This is a genomic window from Bacillus nitratireducens (genome assembly GCF_036320425.1).
Taxonomy (GTDB): Bacteria; Bacillota; Bacilli; order Bacillales; family Bacillaceae_G; genus Bacillus_A; species Bacillus_A nitratireducens.
Map to the genome: position 1 here is coordinate 166446 of NZ_JAUMJO010000002.1, position 19879 is coordinate 186324.

Genomic DNA, 19879 nt, shown 5'->3' on the forward strand with positions numbered 1-19879 from the left:
CAAAGGGAAGTGTGAAGAGAATGGAATTGCTAAAGGGGAATTTAGTAAATTTAAATGATACAGCTTATTATAATAACCGTGAGTTGAGCTGGCTAGCTTTTAATGAACGTGTACTACAAGAGGCGCAAGATGAAAACAATCCACTTTTAGAAAGATTAAAGTTTATTAGTATTTTTAGTTCAAATTTAGATGAATTTTTTATGGTGCGCGTAGCAGGTTTGAAAGATCAAGTAAGTGCCGGATTTAATCAGCCAGAAAATAAAGCGGGTTTAACACCGAAGAAACAGTTAAATAAGATTGCGATAAAAGCTCATGAGTTAATGACTGTACAGTATGACACGTTTAAAGGTTATGTATTGCCAGCGCTTGAACTAGAGGGGATTGAGCGTCTAACATTCCATGATTTGACGAAAGAGCAGAGAGAATTTATAGAAGAATATTTTGATGAACAAATCTTTCCGGTATTAACTCCTGTAGCTATTGATGCGTATCGTCCATTTCCAATGTTATTAAATAAAAGCTTGAATTTAGCTACTATTTTATATGATGAGAAGCAAGCAGAGGAAGAAAATCGTACGAAGTTAGGAATTGTCCAAGTGCCTTCTTTACTGGAGCGTTTCATATTTTTACCGAGTGAAGGGCAAAAACATAAATTTATTTTATTAGAAGATGTAATTAGTGGTTTTACTCATAAATTATTCACAGGATATAACGTATCACCCGTTACTCGTTTCCGTATTACACGTAATGCGGATTTAACAATCCATGAAGAAGGTGCACGCGATTTATTAAAAGTAATTGAAAAAGAACTGAAAAAGCGTAAGTGGGGAGCTGCCGTTCGTTTAGAAGTTGGTAAAGAACACATTGATGAAAGAGTGTTAGCGTTATTGTATGAGGTGTTGGAAGTAAAAGATGAAGATGTGTACATGATGGATGGACCGTTAGATTTAACATGTTTATTCTCCTTATATAAAAAATTAGCGCCTTTATATGAACATCTAGTATATCCGGCTCTTATTCCCCAACCTCCTCAAGATTTAGGTGATGAGGAAGATGTATTTGAAAAAGCGATAGAACATGATATTTTATTACACCATCCCTTTGAGTCGTTTCAGCCAGTCGTTGATTTTGTCCGTGATGCGGCAGATGACTCGAATGTACTTGCAATCAAACAAACATTATATCGTGTAAGTGGAGATTCTCCAATAATTCAGGCGTTGAAGATAGCAGCTGAAAAAGGGAAACAAGTGACGGTATTGGTTGAGTTAAAGGCGAGGTTTGATGAAGAGAATAATGTTCATTGGGCTAAAGAATTGGAACAGGCCGGATGTCACGTTATTTACGGAGTAAGTCACTTGAAAACGCATAGTAAAATTACGTTAGTTGTAAGAAGAAGAAACGGAAAAATTGAAAGGTTTGTACATCTTGGAACCGGAAATTATAATGATGCAACGGCGAAGTTATATACCGATTTTGGATATATTACATCGCGAAAAGACTTTGGTATAGATGCAACAAATTTCTTTAATTATTTGAGTGGCTATACAACGAAACCGCATTTTCATCATTTATCTGTTGCACCATTTGATATAAGAGAGCAATTTATGGATTTAATAGATGAGGAAATCCGTTACCATAGACAATATGGAAATGGATATATTATCGCTAAGATGAATTCGTTCACAGATAAGCCGTTAATAAAAAAAATGTATGAAGCATCGCAAGCTGGGGTAAGGGTAGAGCTCATCGTTAGAGGGACATGTTGTTTAAGACCTGGGATTCCAAATGTAAGTGAAAATATTCGTGTAGTTAGTGTTGTGGGAAGATATTTAGAACATAGTCGTATTTATTATTTCCATCATAATGGAGATGAGAAAATATACTTATCTTCAGCTGATTTGATGACACGAAATATGGAAAAACGAGTAGAAATATCTTTCCCAATTTTAGATATTGAAATGAAAGCGAGAATAAAGGCAATTTTACAGCTTACTTTAGCTGATAATGTGAAAACACGTGAACAAAATAAAGATGGTGACTATTATTATATTATTGATAGTGGTGCAGAAGAAATTGATAGCCAAGTGAGTTTATTTAAAATGGCTTATCAAAATACAGATGCTGAATAGTGGGAATATAGTAAAAACCTCTTAGTGCAATTAAGAGGTTTTTACTTTTTTTCTCTACTCATATGTTCCTAAAATGGAAGAATGAGTAGAGAGAATAGTTTTTATTATAAGCGTGTGATGAGTCGGTTCCTTGAGAGAATAAGATTTGAAAGAATCGCTTTTTTTAATTAGTAATAGTATGGTTGCTGACAAGGCCCTCCGTAGCAAGGAAAGGGTGCTGGTGGTGGGAAAGGTGGTGGATAAGGCGGATAAAATGGTCTAGGGCCGAAAGCTAATGCTCCGCCGAGTAATCCTCCAGCAATTCCGGCTAGAAATGGAACACCGAAAAATGGAAAGAAGCGTGAGTCGCCTGCTGGGCCAATAGGTGCTGAACGAACTGGGATTGGTTGATAATATGGATACATGAACAAACCTCCTTTATTGGACTCATTTTTATCATATGGTAGACCAAGCGTGGATGAGCGAGTACAAGAAAGGATAAGTAAGAAAATAGGCGAATTGTTACGAATGTTGTAGGGTAAAGAGTGTAATTTCGGGTTTTGACATAAAGCGGAATGGGACACGTGTTCTTCCAATACCTCGATTGACATAGAGAGTCAAATCCTGAATGTTATAGAAACCTTCAATATATTGTTTTGCAAGCGACGGAGTAATAATAGCACCTAAAAAAGGGATTTGTACTTGTCCGCCATGGCTATGACCAGAAAGTTGAAGGTTGATTGGATATGTAGCGATTTGTGGCGCGATATCTGGTTCGTGAACGAGAACAATTGTATAAATATTTTGATTTGCGTGCTGTAAAGTTTCCGCTATTTTTGGTTTACCTAGTAGTACATCATCGAGCCCGAAAATGGAAATTTCACTATTATCCAGTAAACGAATTCGCTTTTCACTATTTTGTAAAATTTCAAATCCCGATTCACGCATGATGTGATCATAGTATTCAGTTCCATATCCTCCATGGTCGTGGTTGCCATAAATAGAAAATTTACCGAAAGGTGCTTGTATATTCTTTAAAATGGATGCCACAAAAGGAGCCTCGGTATATGTTTGATAATCATCAATGAGGTCACCAGTAAAAAGGACAATATCTGGCTTTGCAGCATTGATTTTGGAAACAATTTGAGATAAATGTTGGAGAGAGAGATAGTATCCTAGATGTAAATCGCTAAATTGAAGAATTTTCATACCATGAAAACTTTTTGGTATGAGTTGTGATGTAAGTGTGTGTTGGGTAAAAGAAAGCAAATAGGGTTCTATATATTTAGCATAATAATAGCCGATGCTAGCGGTTATAAATGAATATAGACAAGTGCGTATTCCAGCTTTTAAAAAATTTCTTCTTGTAATTTTTTTCATATACAGGTTACTTGAATCTCCTTTCAGTTTTTTAAAAATATATTTTAAATATAAAAAAAATAGTATAGATTACGAAAAAAGGAACAAAAAGAAGTCTCTTCACGTTAAAATATCAGAAAATATTAAAAATATAAAGATTTCTGTTAAATAAAATGATAAAATGAATGTGTATTCATTTTTTGGAGGGGATGTATGTGAAAGAGAAGGTAGTTATTATAACAGGTGGATCAAGTGGAATGGGAAAAGGAATGGCGACTCGTTTTGCGAAAGAAGGGGCACGAGTAGTTATTACAGGACGTACAAAAGAAAAATTAGAAGAAGCAAAGATCGAGATTGAACAGTTTCCGGGGCAAGTATTACCTGTACAAATGGATGTACGAAATACTGATGATATTCAAAAGATGATTGAGCATATTGATGAGAAGTTTGGACGAATTGATATTTTAATAAATAATGCAGCTGGAAACTTTATTTGTCCAGCAGAGGACCTATCTGTGAATGGCTGGAATTCGGTCATTAATATTGTATTAAATGGTACATTTTATTGTAGCCAGGCTGTCGGAAAATATTGGATTGAAAAAGGTATAAAAGGAAATATCATTAACATGGTGGCAACATATGCATGGGATGCAGGGCCAGGAGTTATTCATTCAGCAGCAGCTAAAGCGGGTGTATTAGCAATGACTAAAACGCTTGCTGTTGAGTGGGGACGTAAATATGGGATACGAGTTAATGCTATCGCACCAGGGCCGATTGAACGTACGGGCGGTGCCGATAAATTATGGATTTCAGAAGAAATGGCTAAGCGTACAATACAGAGTGTCCCACTTGGTAGGTTGGGGACACCAGAAGAAATCGCGGGTCTAGCTTATTATTTATGTTCAGATGAAGCTGCATACATAAATGGAACTTGTATGACAATGGATGGTGGCCAACATTTGCACCAATATCCATTTTAAAAGGATGAAAAATGTGACAGAATTGTGACACGTGAGAGAAAGGTGTTTACAAAGGGGAATATATACGGTATATTTAAGACCTCTTTTTTCTTCATAGTAGAATTGCTAATTCCCCTTAGCATTTTACCCCTCTAATCCCTTCAGGAAAACTGAAGGGATTTTTTATTATTTTTCCGTAAATATCGTGTTATAATTTTTGAAAAGTAAAGGGAGGGAAGCACGTTGATAGATGCATTAGATGTAATGAGTAACTTGGATAAAGTCCTTCCTTATTATCAAGCTATTTTTAGTGCTGATGAGCATACAGTAATTGGATATGAAGTTGTAGGACGTATTCAAACAGAAGAGGGCATACAAAGTTTAGCATCTTTCTTCCATGATGATTCTATTCCGAGTGAGTTCCAACTGGAAGCGGATAATATCATAGTAGAAAAAGCGTTAAATAGGTATTTAGAAACAGATCAAAAATTATTATTATTTATACATCGGAATGCCAATGTATTAATGAATGATGAAGATGAAAGTTTACTTCAACTTTTATTGATGTATGAAAAACAAGGTTTAAATTTGAACCACATTGTTTTAGAGATTACAGAACATGAATGTAAAGAAGATATCGAGCAATTTAATCATTTGCTGATGTATTATCGTACATATGGTATTCAAATTTCGATTAATAAAGTTGGAACGGGTACAAGTAATTTAGAACGTATTAGCGTGTTAGCACCGGATATTTTAAAAGTAGATTTAACAAACCTAAGGCAAACTGCACTTTTACAATCTTATCAAGATATTTTATATTCCTTATCTTTACTTGCTAGAAGAATTGGTGCGACATTGTTATATGAAGAGATTGATGCTTTTTATCAACTACAATATGCTTGGAAAAACGGTGGTAGATATTATCAAGGTAATTATTTGAAAGAATGTTTACCTGATTTTATTGAAACGAATGTTTTAAAAGAGCGACTTGGTAATGAATGTCATCAATTTATTCTGCATGAGAAGAAAAAGTTGCAAAAAATTTATAATTTAACAGAGATGTTACGTGATCGAATTGGTGATGTTCTGTCAAAACAAAAAAAGAATGAAGATATAAATGACTGGTTATTACAATTTAGCCAAAGTGTATCACAATGTAGTTTTCGGATATTTATTTGTAATGAAGATGGTTTCCAGCAATCAGGTAATGTTATGAAAAAAGATGGGGAATGGATTGTGATGCCAGAGTATTATATGAAAAACTGGAGTTGGCGTCCGTATTTTCTCGAGAATATCATGAAAATGCGTTTTGAAAATAAGGCGCGACTTTCAGATTTATATGCCGATATTGAAACTGGTGAAATGGTACGAACATTTTCTTTCCCGATTGATGATGAAAACTTTTTATTTATAGATTTATCTTATGAATATTTATATGAAGAAGATGTTTTATTTTAATGCACGAAGTGATTCGTGCATTTTTTTGTTTGTTTTTATCATAAATTGGTAATAGTGAAAATAATAATGAAAATGCTGTCTATCATTGTAAAGATTTTACGAACGAAATCATCCCTGTTTTTGCATAATCATTGTTACAATGAATACTACAAAGACAAGCTCTTTTAAAAGGAAGGTGAAAAAATGAGGAAATATGGAATATGGTTTGTTCTATTTATATGTGTTGCCTTTCTAGTTGGCTATAGTGTCACAACTGTTTTAGGGAAAGAAGAAGTGAAAGTGGATCGGAAAGAAGTGTTTACAACGATACAAAAAGGTTATGAGACGCAATTTTCAATTCGAGGGAAACAAATACCAATGAATAAGATGATAGAGACGTTATCACCATATTTTACAAATAATTTCCTTCAAGTTTTTACGGATGAAAACAGTAGAAATGAAAAACAAAGTGGTGAGTATTTACTTCCAGCAAAAGAAGCTCCGTTTTCCTTTAATTCAGAAACAAAAATGTCATATGATGAGGAACATAAAAATTTATACGTCTATGAACGGGCAAAAAGTGGACAATATCAAATTGTGACATTACAAAAGGATAATGGGAAATGGAAATTAGCAGGGTATCATGAAAGTCAGGAACTTTTGGCTGAAATAAAAAGGTTACAACAATTATGAGAATAGGAATAGGTTTCTCCCTATTCCTATTCTATACCAAGTAGCTGTTGTAATTTTTCAATTTGAAAACCTGCGACAACTTCTCCGTCAATTACAACTGTTGGAGTTGAATAGGAGTCATAGTCATATAAAAGACGATTGCGTGCAGCGGCGTCTTTTTTTACGTCAAATTCTTCATACACAACGTCATTATGTTTTAAAAATTCTTTCACAATGGTACAAGGCGGACAATCAGGCTGTGTATAAACCTCAATTTTTTTCATTGTAATTCCTCCCTTTTTCTGTGTTTTATTATATTCTGTCAGTATAAAAAGAGCAATAAAGAAGGAAAAAGATATTCTTTCTTCTTTTTCCTTCGTATTTCGACAAATTTTAGTTGAGTTTCTGTCCAAGAACCTTTATCCTAGACTGTGGAACATTTTTTCTGTTATGACGGATAGAATGAGTATAGCTGTAAAACCTATTGGTAGGAAGATCAGAGAAAGGAGAGATTTCATGTCTCTACTCCAAGGAATTTTAACTCGACTTGTTAGTCTACAAGAACAAGCTGAAAGCGGTGAAGTAGCACAACGCTATTTTGAAGTGAACGGTGAGCGCAAATGTAGCGTGAAATTTTTCGATAAAAGTGAAATGTATGAGTTAGAAGTGTATCAACAAGGTGAAAAACCTCAAGTGTATCAATTCGACAACATCGACATGGTTGCAATTGAGATTTACGACATCATTTCTTGATACATATAAAAAAGGTACTGCCATTTGGCAGTACCTTTTTTAGTTATATTAATTAATAGGCTATACAGGTAGTGGAAGTCGCAATCAAATAAAAGAATTTCCACAAATGTATATGTATAGGAATTTTTTATTTTTCCTACAATGATAGTAAATAGTAATAGGAGGTGAAAAGGATGGAACGCTTACCGATTGTTATTTGCCCTAATTGTCATAGTCATGCTGAAATGAATCATGTATTAACTGCTCAGTCTAATCAAAATGTAATTTATACGTGTAGGTTTTGTCAGTATGTAATCCGAAATATTGAAACGAATAAAGGGTAGTGAGTTATAATTTTTGTTTTTGTCCCATACAATGAGAATACGAAAAGTCTGTCTAATTGAAAGGACGTGACTATGTGGACGGTGAACATACATTTTATAATGTTTCTGAGAGACATTTGAATTTTGATATGGTATTTAACCGCATTTGTAGTTTCATTGAAAAGGATCCGCGAAATTTATATCGCTTATCTATTGGGACAGACTCACAAGCGCATCAAAAGGATACGAGGTTTATTACAGCGATACATATTCATCGGGTTGGAAAAGGAGCATGGGGATGTTTGCATCACAAATCAGTAAAAAATAAGCCAGCAACTTTGCGAGAGAAAATATATTTAGAAACGCAGTTTAGTCAAGAAGTTGCCTGTCTATTTACTCCAAATCATATACAAACAATCTGGGATTTATTGCACCCATACGCTCAAGATGGAGCGGGATTCATAATGGAAATTCATTTAGATATTGGGAATGATGGTTTAACAAAAGAATTTATTTTAGATATGACGAAGAAAATTCAAGCGATGGGATTAACAGCAAAAATTAAACCGGATGCTTATGCGGCGTTTAGTTATGCGAACAGGTATACGAAATAATGTAAAATGGTTTCTATATATTCGCAGTTATTAAATACCTTTATTAAAAACTGAATATTACATCTATTAAATGAGTTGAAAATTTTATATAATAATAGTGATGATGTGAGGGCAAGGAGAGGGACATATGGAAAAGGAATTTGTTTTAACGAGAGAAGAAGAAGATTTATTGTTGGATATTCTGTTTCAGCAAAATTATGCGAGCGAAATTTTAGCGGTGGAGCTCACAGACATTGAGAATGGTTTAAAACAGACAGATGTGACAAAATATAAAAAAATCACAAGATTGTTTTACCGATTAAAAAATAAAGGGTATTAAGCGCTACCGGAATGGTAGTCTTTTTTTTATGTTGTATGCTAAAATAGCTGTGTATCTTTTTTATTAGAAGAATGTCAGGACAAAATAATAATATGAAAACGCTATCATAAAATGTGAATAGGATCAGAGAATATAAGCAGGAAAAAGGGAAAATGGGGGGATGTAACATGATTAGTATTCCGAAAGATGAGTTTCAACAAATTCTTGTGAAGGATTTAATGATTTCATCAGAAAAAGTAGCACATGTCCAGATAGGGAATGGTTTAGAACATGCTTTACTCGTTCTTGTGAAATCTGGATATTCGGCGATTCCTGTTTTAGACCCTACGTATAAATTACATGGGTTGATTAGTACTGCTATGATTTTAGATGGTATTTTAGGATTAGAGCGCATTGAGTTTGAAAGACTTGAGAATATGAAAGTGGAACAAGTGATGAAGGAAGAGATTCCAGTTCTTATGTTAGAAGATTCCTTTGCAAAAGCTTTAGAAATGACAATTGATCATCCTTTTATTTGCGCTGTCAATGAAGAAGGTTACTTCGAGGGTATTTTGACACGTCGAGCTATTTTAAAATTGTTGAATAAAAAAGTGAGACAGCATAATCGATAATATAGGAAAAGTGACTTCATAGAAAAGGAGAAGTCACTTTTTTTCGTGCATATCAGTTGTGTATGTATTATATTTAAAAAGACATAAAACATAAGAAAAGTTTGAACTAACAAACCGTTCTAATGTATAAAATTATTCAATTAAATTAAAGATGAAATGCTTATTAAAATTAGGTGTATGGAAGCTAAGGAAAGAGGGAGAAAGTTGCAAATCGATGATTTTCAAATGATGGTTGTGTTAGCTCAGGAATCAAATATGAGAAAAGCGGCGGAACGTTTATTTGTTTCCCAACCTGCGCTTAGTCAACGATTACAATCTATGGAGAAACAATGGGGAATGAAATTTTTTATTCGTTCACAAAAAGGATTGACAATTACACCTGAAGGGGAAAAAGTTGCAAATTATGCAAAAGAAATGTTACAAAAAGAAGAGGATATTAAAAGTGAACTGGCTCTTTTTAGAACGGAAACATATGGTACGCTAAAAATAGCCGTTGCGTCAGTCATTGGTCAATATTGGCTTCCACCTGTTTTGAAAAAATTTGTGCATAAGTATCCTTCTGTGAAGATATCTCTGTTTACTGGCTGGAGTAGTGAAGTGCAAAAGCAATTTTATGAAGGAGACGTTCACGTCGCCATATTAAGAGGGACACAAGAATATAAAGGTCAGAAGCAACAATTATTTGAAGATGAATTATACTTAGTTGATAAAGAAATAAAAGATATTTCAATGTTAAAAGAAACAAATAGACCTTTTATTCAATTTAAAAGTGATTCGACCTACTATGGACAAATACAAAATTGGTGGTATGGATTATTTTCCAATCCACCTAAGCGAACGATTGTAGTTGACCAAATTGAAACGTGCAAACAGCTTGTTTTAAATGGTATAGGCTATGCTCTTTTACCTTCGACTGTTTTAAAAGAAGTGCAGGAAAACATGTATAAAACACCTGTTCAATTAACGAGAGAAACATGGTTATTGACGAGTGACTCGGCAAGGCAGTTGAAGCAAGTGCAAGCATTTTTAGAAATTATAGAAGAAATTCAAATGGAAAAATAAGATTATTGTCTTGCTACTCGCCCTATCGTTTGGTAGAGTAACATTATAAATGGATTTAGGAGGCAACAAGAATGAAAATGATGGACGCTAACGAAATTATTTCGTTTATTCAAAAGAGTGAAAAGAAAACTCCTGTAAAGGTATACATAAAAGGGGATTTAAAAGAAGTAACATTCCCTGAAACAGTACAAGCATTTGTAAATAAAAAATCTGGTGTATTATTCGGAGAATGGTCTGAAATTAAGACAATTCTTGATGAAAATAGCAAGAACATTGTTGACTATGTAGTTGAGAACGATCGTCGTAATTCTGCAATTCCAATGCTTGATTTAAAAGGTATTACAGCTCGTATTGAGCCAGGCGCAATTATTCGTGACAATGTTGAAATTGGTGACAACGCTGTTATCATGATGAATGCAACAATTAATATCGGTGCTGTAATTGGCGAAGGTACTATGATCGACATGAACGCAGTGCTTGGTGGACGTGCAACAGTTGGTAAAAACTGTCACGTAGGTGCAGGTGCTGTACTTGCGGGTGTTATTGAGCCACCTTCTGCAAAACCAGTTATCGTTGAAGACGATGTTGTAATTGGTGCAAATGTAGTTGTTCTAGAAGGTGTTACAGTAGGTAAAGGTGCAGTTGTAGCAGCGGGTGCTGTTGTAACAGAAGATGTGCCTCCATATACAGTTGTTGCGGGAACTCCAGCACGTGTAATTAAAGAAATTGATGAGAAGACAAAGGCAAAAACTGAAATTAAACAAGAGCTTCGTCAATTAAACCCAGGGAAATAAAAAAACAAAAAGCGTAAGAGCATGAATGTGCTCTTACGCTTTTTATAGATGGAGGTGTAAAAATGACAGTAAGTAAGTTTGTCCAAGTTCGTAGAGATTTACATAAAATTCCGGAAATCGGATTTAAAGAGTGGAAAACACAACAGTATATTTTAAATTATATAGGAACGCTCTCTAATGAATATTTGGAAGTGAAAACATGGAAAACAGGTGTAATTGTTAAAGTAAATGGGAAAAATCCGGAAAAAATAATAGGTTATCGTGCAGATATAGACGGTCTACCAATTACAGAGGAAACGGAATATGACTTCTCTTCTATCCATGAAGGAATGATGCATGCGTGTGGGCATGATTTGCATGCAACAATTGGTTTAGGCCTTCTAACAGCGGCTGTAAGCGAAAGAATAGACGATGATCTTGTGTTTATATTCCAACCAGCTGAAGAGGGTCCAGGTGGTGCACTTCCTATGTTAGAAAGTGAAGAGTTAAAAGAATGGAAACCGAATATGATTCTTGGGCTTCATATTGCGCCTGAATACCCTGTGGGAACAATTGCTACAAAAGAAGGTTTATTATTTGCGAATACATCAGAGTTATACGTTGATTTAAAAGGAAAAGGTGGACATGCTGCATATCCGCATACAGCAAATGATATGATTGTTGCAGCGAGTCATCTCGTTACACAACTACAATCAGTTATTAGTCGTAATGTGAACCCTCTTGACAGTGCGGTAATTACAATTGGGAAAATCACTGGTGGCACAGTCCAAAACATCATCGCAGAAAAGTCTCGTTTAGAAGGAACGATTCGAACGTTATCAGTGGATTCAATGAAACGTGTTAAAAGCCGAATTGAGGCAATTGTTGCGGGAATAGAAGCTGCTTTTCAATGTGAAGCTGTTATTGACTACGGAGCGATGTATCATCAAGTGTATAACCATGAAGAGTTAACGAGAGAGTTTATGCAATTTACTCGTGAACAAACGAATATAGATGTAATTACATGTACGGAGGCAATGACAGGTGAAGACTTTGGTTATATGCTTCGAGAGATACCTGGATTTATGTTTTGGCTGGGAGTAAATTCAGAATATGGTTTACATCATGCGAAATTAAAACCAGACGAAGAGGCTATTGAGAAAGCGATTGTATTTTTAGACCAATATGTGAAGTGGAAGGGAAATCGAAAGTGAACTTCCACGCTAATTGTGCAACAGTTTAGAGTGGGAACTTCTTAGTTCCGAGACGAAAATATCTTTCGTATTTGTTAGTGTTAGACATTTTCATACAAATGAGTAAAGTTACATTTGGCGTTTTAATAATGAGCAGGGGTTTTTTAGCCACTGCTCATTATTAATTATTGCTAATAGAAAAGATAATTATTTAACTACCTATATATGTTTACTTTTAGTATGAAAAGTGTGTAAAATCAATGTGATACATAGAAAAAAGGGTGGGGAATTACGTGCAAATTAGCAGTGCGATTTTATGTTTCGTCTTATATGCATATGTTATTATTGCGGCGGTTTATTTTGGGATAAGTTTTTACGCCTATCGTTTAGCGAATAATAGTGAATATGAAGAAACATACAAATGGGTGAAAAGATATTTGTCACCTGTACTAGAAATTATGAATGGATTTGTTCTTTTTTTATTTATTGGATTAATTGCTTTCTCAACGAGCTTAGTAGGGAATAAGACTGCATTATTTGTGCTAGGTATCATTATTTTTATGCTATTAGGAATTCGGATTGGTAATACGGTATTTTGGAATGAAAGAAAAGTAGATGGTTGGACGGGAATGCTAATTCCATGTATGTTAGCTGCAATCGTGACGAATATAGAACATGAATATTATGAATTACATTTTTGGCTTATCATTGTTTTAACAATCCTTTCTGTTTTGTATATAAGTACTGTCGTGCTAACATACATTGCAAACGAAAAAGGCGATGCAAAAGGTACGCGATTCTTTAGAGGGCGTGCATTATTATGGAGTGTGCCGACGATGGCAGTTATAGGAATTATTGCGATATTAGTAAATGGATATCAATTTACTAATTGGCAACTGTTTTTAGAAACTTGGTGGATTTTTATAGTTTCGTTTATAGCTTTTTTAGGCGCAACACATTATTTATTCCATCAACATCATTATATATTGGCATTGTTATTCGCATTTACACAACTGTTATTTGCTTTTTTCGGACAAGAAACGTTATTGTTCGTTTTTGAAACATTTAGTTCATTTGGAAATATATTTGTATTCGGTATGTTAATTTTCAGTATCGCATTTTATTTACAACAGTATTTTTATATGCAAAAACAAAAATAAGAGTTTTATACAGGTTTTTGTAGCAAAACTAAAGTATGTTACAATAAAAGTACATAGTATTTGATATTATTGGAGGAATTCCTGTGGGCGAAAAAGAGAAAGAATTTGCTGTCATTGGGCTTGGGCGTTTCGGTGGAAGTATTTGCCGTGAACTCGCTCAATTAGGTATGGAAGTAATGGCAATTGATTCAGACGAAGATAAAATTAATGAGTTTGCAAATATAGCTTCGCATGCCGTAATTGCAGATTCAACAGATGAGATGGTATTAAAAAGTCTTGGTATTCGCAATTTTGATCATGTAGTCGTTGCTATTGGAGATAATTTAAATTCAAGTATTTTAACAACGTTAATTTTGAAAGAATTAGGTGTGAAAAATATTACTGTGAAAGCCCAAAATGACTACCATGAAAAAGTGTTAAGTAAAATAGGGGCCGATCATATTGTGCATCCAGAACGAGATATGGGAAAAAGGATTGCAAATAATATTGCATCAAGTAATGTGTTAGATTACCTAGAGCTTTCAGATGAGCATAGTATTGTAGAGATTATTGCAAATAAAAAAATCGATGGACACTCTTTAATTGAATTAGACATTCGTGCGAAGTTTGGTTTGAACATTGTAGCAATTAAACGTGGAAAAGAAGTTATCGTATCTCCTCGAGCTACAGAAAACATTCAAGCGGGAGATATATTAATTGTAATTGGTCATGACGATGAAGTAGATCGTTTTAAGCATTTTTTAAGATAAGAGAAAAGGACAATGCCGAGGAGGCATTGTCCTTTTTCTTATATTTCCATAATGATTGGTAAAATCATTGGACGGCGTTTCGTTTTTTCGTATAGGAATGGTGCTAATGTGTCTGTAATCTCATTTTTAATTTCAGACCATTGTGTTGTTTTTCGCTCCATTACTTTTTCTAAATGTGTTGTAATTAATGTTTGAGCATCGTTGATTAAATCGCTGCTTTCACGCATATAAACGAAACCACGCGAGATGATATCAGGTCCTGCTGCAACTTTAAATTCTTTCATATCAATGCTTACAACTACAATAACAAGTCCTTCTTCAGAAAGAATGCGACGATCACGTAATACGATATTCCCGATATCTCCAATACCATTTCCATCGATATAGACAGAGCCAGATGGGATTTTCCCAGCTACGCTTGCTTCATCAGAACGTAAAGCAAGAACATCTCCATTATCCATAATGAAACAATTTTCTTCTGGAATACCACAATCATTAGCTAATTTCATATGCATACGCTGCATACGATACTCACCATGAATTGGCATGAAATATTTCGGCTTAATAAGACGTAACATTAACTTTTGTTCTTCTTGTCCACCGTGTCCACTCGTATGAATATTTGAGAGTTTACCATGGATTACATCAGCGCCAGCACGGTACAACATGTTAATTGTACGACTTACACTAATTGTATTGCCTGGGATTGGTGAAGAAGAGAAAACGACTGTATCGCCAGGGATAATTTGAATTTGACGATGTGTACCATTGGCAATACGTGAAAGTGCTGCCATAGGCTCCCCTTGACTACCTGTACATAAAATAACAACTTTATTAGCTGGTAGGCGGTTTAGCTGAGATGTGTCTATGAATGTATCCTTTGGACATCGGATATAACCAAGGTTTTGCCCGATTTCAATAGCTGCTTCCATACTTCGACCAAATACAGCTACTTTACGATTATTTTCAACAGCGGCCTCAACAACTTGTTGTAAGCGATGGATATTCGATGCAAAGGTTGCGAATATAATACGACCTTCTACTTTGCGGAATATATCTTGAATACTATCACCAACACGGCGCTCAGACATCGTAAAGTTTGGTACTTCACTGTTTGTACTATCAGATAAGAGACAAAGTACACCGTCTTTTCCGATTTCAGCCATTTTTGTTAAATCTGCTGGCTCACCGACTGGTGTGAAATCGAATTTGAAATCACCTGTATGAACGACTTGTCCTTGAGGTGTTTTCACAACAACTCCGTATGAATCTGGAATACTGTGAGTTGTACGGAAGAAGGAAACAGATGTCTTTTTAAATTTAATAACATCATCTTCTTGAATTTCATAAAGTTTTGCTTTACGAAGTAATCCGTGCTCTTCTAATTTGTTTTTTATTAGGGCAATTGCTAATTTTCCGCCGTAAATTGGAATGTTTACTTGACGTAATAGATAAGGAATTCCACCAATATGATCTTCGTGACCATGTGTAATGAATAACCCTTTAATTTTATCTTCGTTTCGCACAAAATAAGTGTAATCTGGTATTACATAATCGATCCCGAGGAGTTCGTCTTCTGGAAATTTAATTCCAGCGTCAATTATAATAATTTCATCTTGAAATTGAACAGCATATGTATTTTTACCGATTTCACCAAGACCACCAAGGGCAAAAACGGCAGCTTGATCATTTTTTAGGAATTTCATATGACTATACGATCTCCGCTAATATTAAATCAGCGTTTTGTTTTTCATATTCAAGATGAGCACCAGTAACAGACTGAACGAACTCGATATTATATGCGAACTTATTTAATTTTTTACGAACATCCTTTTGAGACGTAGCCTCTAAATATAAAACTTTTGTATTTTCACGTACTGGGACCTCAGTTAATTTTTCTTGATAAAATACTTTAAAAATCATTGGGAAAACCTCTCCTTGTCTATGTTTTGCATTATCTGTTACTTATTATAAAGCAAACAGTCATGATTTTCATGTTTTTTCGAACGAGAATGAAGAAAAAGCCCGAAATGGGCACAATTTAAGCGATTGTCTTCTTGCGGACTAAATCGTTTAAATAACGCTTGAGCTTTTTCTTCAGCTTCTTCAGCATGATTACTCCTTCCTTTCCTTATTTTAAACATGCATGTTACTAATGATAACTCCGTCTCCCGTACAAGAAAGAAGATTAGAAGTGAATAGTGAATCTTGTTCTTTTTAGTATAGTGTAAGTTATCCTGTAGTAACGATTAGTAGCCGTTAGTTATAGATATAGTATGAGGAAGAATAGAAAAGAAAATTCATCCGAACAAGTATCCACATTTTTTTACTAATATTATATGCACATTTCATAAATAAGGTCAGAAAGTGAACGCTTTCTTCACAGATGTTTAATATGTTATACTTTTTTTTGAAATTTGAAAAGTGATAATCAAAATAGGAATATAGAGTGCCAGAAAGGATTTTGACAAATGAATGATAAAATTGTCTTTTTTGATATTGATGGAACATTATTAGATCATGATAAAAAAATTCCGCAATCTACACGTGATGCAGTAAAAGATTTACAAGAAAAAGGTGTGCACGTAGCGATTGCGACAGGGCGTGCGCCATTTATGTTTGAAGATATTCGTAAGGAACTCAATATACATAATTATGTTAGTTTTAATGGACAGTACGTTGTATTTGAAGGTGAGACAATATTTAATAATCCGTTACATCCAGCGGCTCTACATAAGTTTACCCAGTTTGCAAAACAAGAAGGATATCCACTTGTATATCTTGACCATCAAGAGATGAGAGCGTCAGTGGAATATCATGATTATGTAAAAGAAGGTTTTGGAAGCTTACAATTTGATCATCCGGCATATGAACCTGATTTTTATGAGAAACGTGATATTTATCAAACGCTTCTTTTCTGTGAAGTAAATGAAGAGGAAAAGTTTATTAATCAGTATCCGGATTTTCATTTTATTCGTTGGCATGCGTATTCAATGGACATCATTCCAAATGGTGGTTCTAAGGCAAAAGGAATTGAGAAGTTCATTGAAAAATTAGGATTTAACCGTGAACAAGTGTATGCATTTGGGGATGGCTTAAACGATTTAGAAATGATTGAAGCAGTAGGCACAGGTATTGTGATGGGAAATGGTCATGATGACTTGAAAAAGCTTGCAAATTATGTGACAAACGATGTAAGTGAAGACGGTATATATCATGGATTAAAATGGGCTGGATTGTTATAAGTGAATATGGAACCCATTTCAGATAATAAAAAGGCGGAAGGTTAACTTCCGCCTTTTTATTATTATCGCTCTAGAGGTTTTGAATCATCGGGAGCCGCAAATGGATTGTCTTTATTAATATGGTCATAGAACATAACACCGTTTAAATGGTCTATTTCATGTTGGAATACAATTGCTGGTAAACCTTTTAATCGTAGTTTTACGTCTTCACCGTTAATAGTTGTTGCTTTTACTGTAATTCTTGTGTAACGAGGGACATAACCAGGTACTTCACGGTCTACAGATAGACAACCTTCACCATTTTGTAAATATGTACGTTCAACAGAATGACTAATGATTTTTGGATTAAATAATGCGTAGCTATATAACGTACCGTTCGTATCAGTTACATGAACCGCAATCATTTTCTTTGAAATACCAATTTGCGGAGCTGCTAATCCGATTCCGGGGCGTAAATTATATTTTTCAGCCATTTCAGGGTCCTGGCTATTTATTACAAACTCAATCATTTCTTTAAGGGTATTTGTATCTTCCTCGCTAGCAGGTAAGGAGACCTCTTCTGCGACGTCACGCAAAATCGGATTTCCTTCACGAATTACCTCATTCATTGTAAGCATATGTAATCTCTCCTTTCTTCTTTAGTCTACCAAAGGAGATAAAAAAAGTCATCGGCAAGTAAGGAAGAGCTACGTGGAAACAAATCTTCTATAGATAAGTTATATAATAAAAAGAAAAGACGGCAAAGCCGTCCGTTTCTTTCCATAGTTGTTTCATTTTACATTAGCGAATGCAAGCAGCACCAACAATAATTAAAAGGATAAACAACACAACGATTAATGCAAATCCGCGTCCAGATCCGCCACAAGAACCGCCATAACCGTAGGAAGGATATGAGCAAGTTGTTGGATAGCAATATGAGTATCCGTACATGAGATGACCTCCTTTATCATTTCCCGCTAATACTGCGGTTACAATAATGTATGGAAGAATGGTCAGAAATGTATAGGTATTTACCTATAAAAGGAAGAAGTGTTTGTATAATTTTATTGAGAAGAGAGAAAAACTAAAGAGAATTAAATCGTTTACATATTATTCTAAGAGAAAAAATAAGTTAAAAAGGGAATAATATAACAGTAGGTTAATGCCTACTAATACAGATGTGAAAAATAAAAACACGTTAGTGTGGAGGAAACCTGCATATTATTTATAAAAAAACGTATTCAAAGTAATTGACATCGTAATTAGAATAGTTGTAAACTAAAAAACGTGATCAAGATTGTATTAATATGTTTTTGAAAAAACATTAGTACAGATTGTTAGGTACACAAAATTATTCTCAACCGACAGACAAATTTGTTGGTTTACATTGTTGCGTTTTCAGTCTAGCTAATAGATAGTGAAAGCGTTTCAGAATATGGTTCAAGAGAGGAAGAGGTGAACGGAATGGGTACTAAAACAAAAAAGACCCTATTTAATGTTGATGAGCAAATGAAAGCTATCGCAGCTCAATTTGAAACATTACAAATTTTAAATGAAAAAGGCGAAGTTGTGAATGAAGCAGCTATGCCTGAATTATCAGATGATCAATTAAAAGAATTAATGCGCCGTATGGTGTATACTCGCGTACTAGATCAACGTTCTATTTCTTTAAACCGTCAAGGACGTCTAGGTTTCTACGCACCAACTGCTGGACAAGAGGCTTCTCAATTAGCAAGTCATTTCGCACTTGAAGCAGAAGATTTCATCTTACCAGGATATCGTGACGTTCCACAATTAGTGTGGCACGGTCTACCATTATACCAAGCATTCTTATTCTCTCGTGGACATTTCATGGGTAACCAAATGCCTGAGAATGTAAATGCACTTGCTCCACAAATCATTATCGGTGCGCAAATCATCCAAACTGCTGGTGTTGCGTTAGGTATGAAATTACGTGGTAAAAAATCTGTTGCAATTACTTACACTGGTGACGGTGGTGCTTCACAAGGTGACTTCTACGAAGGTATGAACTTTGCGGGGGCATTCAAAGCTCCAGCAATCTTCGTTGTACAAAACAACCGTTATGCAATCTCTACTCCAGTAGAAAAGCAATCTGCAGCTAAAACTGTAGCACAAAAAGCAGTAGCAGCAGGTATTTACGGAATTCAAGTAGACGGTATGGATCCATTAGCTGTATACGCAGCAACTGCTTTCGCTCGTGAGCGTGCAGTAAACGGCGAAGGCCCTACTTTAATCGAGACTTTAACATTCCGTTACGGTCCACATACAATGGCTGGTGATGACCCAACTCGTTACCGTACAAAAGATATCGAGAACGAATGGGAACAAAAAGATCCAATCGTACGCTTCCGTGCATTCTTAGAAAACAAAGGCCTATGGTCTCAAGAAGTTGAAGAGAAAGTAATCGAAGAAGCAAAAGAAGATATCAAACAAGCAATTGCTAAGGCTGACCAAGCTCCAAAACAAAAAGTTACTGATTTAATGGAAATCATGTACGAAAAAATGCCTTACAACTTAGCTGAACAATATGAAATTTACAAAGAAAAGGAGTCGAAGTAAG

General features: G+C 34.8%; 23 protein-coding genes. 16 read left to right on the forward strand and 7 right to left on the reverse strand.

The features are described 5' to 3' along the window. The first annotated feature begins 20 nt into the window (after positions 1-20). Complete coding sequence (locus tag Q3V31_RS07205; protein WP_000421690.1) at positions 21-2129, forward strand: polyphosphate kinase; 2109 nt, start codon at positions 21-23, stop codon at positions 2127-2129. 167 nt (positions 2130-2296) lie between these two features. Here the strand turns inward: Q3V31_RS07205 and Q3V31_RS07210 are convergent, their stop codons facing one another. Together Q3V31_RS07210 and Q3V31_RS07215 are read right to left on the reverse strand one after the other, a co-directional pair. Then, positions 2297-2533, reverse strand: a complete 237-nt coding sequence (locus Q3V31_RS07210) for a hypothetical protein (protein WP_000283735.1) — start codon at positions 2531-2533, stop codon at positions 2297-2299. Between the two features lie 97 nt (positions 2534-2630). Next, a complete protein-coding gene (locus Q3V31_RS07215; RefSeq protein ID WP_000724521.1) occupies positions 2631-3488 on the reverse strand; it encodes a metallophosphoesterase in 858 nt (285 codons plus the stop codon). A 194-nt stretch (positions 3489-3682) separates the two neighbouring features. Here Q3V31_RS07215 and fadH point away from each other — a divergent pair, with 194 nt between their 5' ends. The 3 genes from fadH to Q3V31_RS07230 all read left to right on the forward strand — a co-directional run bounded on the left by fadH (position 3683) and on the right by Q3V31_RS07230 (position 6559). Beyond that, positions 3683-4447 (forward strand): 2,4-dienoyl-CoA reductase, encoded by a 765-nt coding sequence (gene fadH, locus Q3V31_RS07220; protein ID WP_000660900.1) that lies wholly within the window; start codon positions 3683-3685, stop codon positions 4445-4447. A gap of 222 nt (positions 4448-4669) precedes the next feature. Continuing rightward, entirely contained in the window at positions 4670-5887 is a 1218-nt protein-coding gene (locus tag Q3V31_RS07225; protein ID WP_000564312.1) for an EAL domain-containing protein, read from the forward strand. A 183-nt stretch (positions 5888-6070) separates the two neighbouring features. Beyond that, positions 6071-6559, forward strand: coding sequence for a DUF3993 domain-containing protein (locus Q3V31_RS07230; protein WP_001233796.1), 489 nt, complete (start codon positions 6071-6073; stop codon positions 6557-6559). A gap of 26 nt (positions 6560-6585) precedes the next feature. Here the strand turns inward: Q3V31_RS07230 and Q3V31_RS07235 are convergent, their stop codons facing one another. Next, positions 6586-6822, reverse strand: a complete 237-nt coding sequence (locus Q3V31_RS07235) for a glutaredoxin domain-containing protein (RefSeq protein ID WP_000717868.1) — start codon at positions 6820-6822, stop codon at positions 6586-6588. A 232-nt stretch (positions 6823-7054) separates the two neighbouring features. Here Q3V31_RS07235 and Q3V31_RS07240 point away from each other — a divergent pair, with 232 nt between their 5' ends. The 10 genes from Q3V31_RS07240 (at position 7055) to Q3V31_RS07285 (ending at position 14074) form a co-directional block, all read left to right on the forward strand. Continuing rightward, positions 7055-7291 (forward strand): YkuJ family protein, encoded by a 237-nt coding sequence (locus Q3V31_RS07240; RefSeq protein WP_000055151.1) that lies wholly within the window; start codon positions 7055-7057, stop codon positions 7289-7291. Between the two features lie 173 nt (positions 7292-7464). Next, positions 7465-7614: a hypothetical protein gene (locus tag Q3V31_RS07245; protein WP_000440501.1), complete on the forward strand. Its 150-nt coding sequence runs from the start codon at positions 7465-7467 to the stop codon at positions 7612-7614. A 74-nt stretch (positions 7615-7688) separates the two neighbouring features. Further along, positions 7689-8207: a ribonuclease H-like YkuK family protein gene (locus Q3V31_RS07250; protein ID WP_000348522.1), complete on the forward strand. Its 519-nt coding sequence runs from the start codon at positions 7689-7691 to the stop codon at positions 8205-8207. Between the two features lie 127 nt (positions 8208-8334). Beyond that, complete coding sequence (gene abbA / locus Q3V31_RS07255) at positions 8335-8526, forward strand: antirepressor AbbA (RefSeq protein ID WP_000409964.1); 192 nt, start codon at positions 8335-8337, stop codon at positions 8524-8526. Positions 8527-8693: 167 nt separating this feature from the next. Further along, positions 8694-9137 (forward strand): cyclic-di-AMP-binding protein CbpB, encoded by a 444-nt coding sequence (gene cbpB / locus Q3V31_RS07260; RefSeq protein WP_000623577.1) that lies wholly within the window; start codon positions 8694-8696, stop codon positions 9135-9137. Between the two features lie 177 nt (positions 9138-9314). Continuing rightward, entirely contained in the window at positions 9315-10199 is an 885-nt protein-coding gene (locus tag Q3V31_RS07265) for a transcriptional regulator CcpC (RefSeq protein WP_002077049.1), read from the forward strand. Between the two features lie 71 nt (positions 10200-10270). Beyond that, positions 10271-10993: a 2,3,4,5-tetrahydropyridine-2,6-dicarboxylate N-acetyltransferase gene (gene dapD / locus Q3V31_RS07270; protein WP_000783246.1), complete on the forward strand. Its 723-nt coding sequence runs from the start codon at positions 10271-10273 to the stop codon at positions 10991-10993. A gap of 62 nt (positions 10994-11055) precedes the next feature. Beyond that, a complete protein-coding gene (locus tag Q3V31_RS07275; protein ID WP_000218684.1) occupies positions 11056-12186 on the forward strand; it encodes an N-acetyldiaminopimelate deacetylase in 1131 nt (376 codons plus the stop codon). A gap of 272 nt (positions 12187-12458) precedes the next feature. After that, complete coding sequence (locus tag Q3V31_RS07280; protein WP_001167314.1) at positions 12459-13325, forward strand: hypothetical protein; 867 nt, start codon at positions 12459-12461, stop codon at positions 13323-13325. Between the two features lie 83 nt (positions 13326-13408). Further along, on the forward strand, positions 13409-14074 hold the full coding sequence (locus tag Q3V31_RS07285; RefSeq protein ID WP_000504032.1) for a potassium channel family protein: 666 nt from the start codon (positions 13409-13411) through the stop codon (positions 14072-14074). Between the two features lie 38 nt (positions 14075-14112). Here the strand turns inward: Q3V31_RS07285 and rnjA are convergent, their stop codons facing one another. Both rnjA and Q3V31_RS07295 read right to left on the reverse strand, forming a co-directional pair. Then, entirely contained in the window at positions 14113-15780 is a 1668-nt protein-coding gene (gene rnjA, locus Q3V31_RS07290; RefSeq protein ID WP_000670372.1) for a ribonuclease J1, read from the reverse strand. A 4-nt stretch (positions 15781-15784) separates the two neighbouring features. Next, positions 15785-15997, reverse strand: a complete 213-nt coding sequence (locus Q3V31_RS07295; protein WP_000576436.1) for a DNA-dependent RNA polymerase subunit epsilon — start codon at positions 15995-15997, stop codon at positions 15785-15787. A 548-nt stretch (positions 15998-16545) separates the two neighbouring features. On the opposite strand from Q3V31_RS07295, the gene Q3V31_RS07300 reads away from it, so the two are divergent. Continuing rightward, on the forward strand, positions 16546-17319 hold the full coding sequence (locus Q3V31_RS07300) for a Cof-type HAD-IIB family hydrolase (RefSeq protein WP_000998263.1): 774 nt from the start codon (positions 16546-16548) through the stop codon (positions 17317-17319). 62 nt (positions 17320-17381) lie between these two features. Here the strand turns inward: Q3V31_RS07300 and def are convergent, their stop codons facing one another. Both def and Q3V31_RS07310 read right to left on the reverse strand, forming a co-directional pair. Further along, positions 17382-17936 (reverse strand): peptide deformylase, encoded by a 555-nt coding sequence (def, locus tag Q3V31_RS07305; RefSeq protein ID WP_000957073.1) that lies wholly within the window; start codon positions 17934-17936, stop codon positions 17382-17384. Between the two features lie 163 nt (positions 17937-18099). After that, a complete protein-coding gene (locus tag Q3V31_RS07310; RefSeq protein ID WP_000274565.1) occupies positions 18100-18249 on the reverse strand; it encodes a YjcZ family sporulation protein in 150 nt (49 codons plus the stop codon). A 513-nt stretch (positions 18250-18762) separates the two neighbouring features. Between Q3V31_RS07310 and pdhA the strand changes: the two genes are divergently transcribed. Continuing rightward, the gene (pdhA, locus tag Q3V31_RS07315) at positions 18763-19878 is read left to right on the forward strand and encodes a pyruvate dehydrogenase E1 component subunit alpha (protein WP_000536893.1); all 1116 of its coding nucleotides are present in this window, start codon (positions 18763-18765) and stop codon (positions 19876-19878) included. Position 19879 lies beyond the last annotated feature (1 nt).

Coding starts and splice junctions, on each gene's coding strand:
- Q3V31_RS07205 (WP_000421690.1), top strand. CDS start 21: ATGGAATTGCTAAAGGGGAATTTAGTAAATTTAAATGATACAGCTTAT.
- Q3V31_RS07210 (WP_000283735.1), bottom strand. CDS start 2,533: ATGTATCCATATTATCAACCAATCCCAGTTCGTTCAGCACCTATTGGC.
- Q3V31_RS07215 (WP_000724521.1), bottom strand. CDS start 3,488: ATGAAAAAAATTACAAGAAGAAATTTTTTAAAAGCTGGAATACGCACT.
- Q3V31_RS07230 (WP_001233796.1), top strand. CDS start 6,071: ATGAGGAAATATGGAATATGGTTTGTTCTATTTATATGTGTTGCCTTT.
- Q3V31_RS07235 (WP_000717868.1), bottom strand. CDS start 6,822: ATGAAAAAAATTGAGGTTTATACACAGCCTGATTGTCCGCCTTGTACC.
- Q3V31_RS07240 (WP_000055151.1), top strand. CDS start 7,055: ATGTCTCTACTCCAAGGAATTTTAACTCGACTTGTTAGTCTACAAGAA.
- Q3V31_RS07245 (WP_000440501.1), top strand. CDS start 7,465: ATGGAACGCTTACCGATTGTTATTTGCCCTAATTGTCATAGTCATGCT.
- abbA (WP_000409964.1), top strand. CDS start 8,335: ATGGAAAAGGAATTTGTTTTAACGAGAGAAGAAGAAGATTTATTGTTG.
- cbpB (WP_000623577.1), top strand. CDS start 8,694: ATGATTAGTATTCCGAAAGATGAGTTTCAACAAATTCTTGTGAAGGAT.
- Q3V31_RS07265 (WP_002077049.1), top strand. CDS start 9,315: ATGGAAGCTAAGGAAAGAGGGAGAAAGTTGCAAATCGATGATTTTCAA.
- dapD (WP_000783246.1), top strand. CDS start 10,271: ATGAAAATGATGGACGCTAACGAAATTATTTCGTTTATTCAAAAGAGT.
- Q3V31_RS07275 (WP_000218684.1), top strand. CDS start 11,056: ATGACAGTAAGTAAGTTTGTCCAAGTTCGTAGAGATTTACATAAAATT.
- rnjA (WP_000670372.1), bottom strand. CDS start 15,780: ATGAAATTCCTAAAAAATGATCAAGCTGCCGTTTTTGCCCTTGGTGGT.
- Q3V31_RS07295 (WP_000576436.1), bottom strand. CDS start 15,997: ATGATTTTTAAAGTATTTTATCAAGAAAAATTAACTGAGGTCCCAGTA.
- Q3V31_RS07300 (WP_000998263.1), top strand. CDS start 16,546: ATGAATGATAAAATTGTCTTTTTTGATATTGATGGAACATTATTAGAT.
- def (WP_000957073.1), bottom strand. CDS start 17,936: ATGCTTACAATGAATGAGGTAATTCGTGAAGGAAATCCGATTTTGCGT.
- Q3V31_RS07310 (WP_000274565.1), bottom strand. CDS start 18,249: ATGTACGGATACTCATATTGCTATCCAACAACTTGCTCATATCCTTCC.
- pdhA (WP_000536893.1), top strand. CDS start 18,763: ATGGGTACTAAAACAAAAAAGACCCTATTTAATGTTGATGAGCAAATG.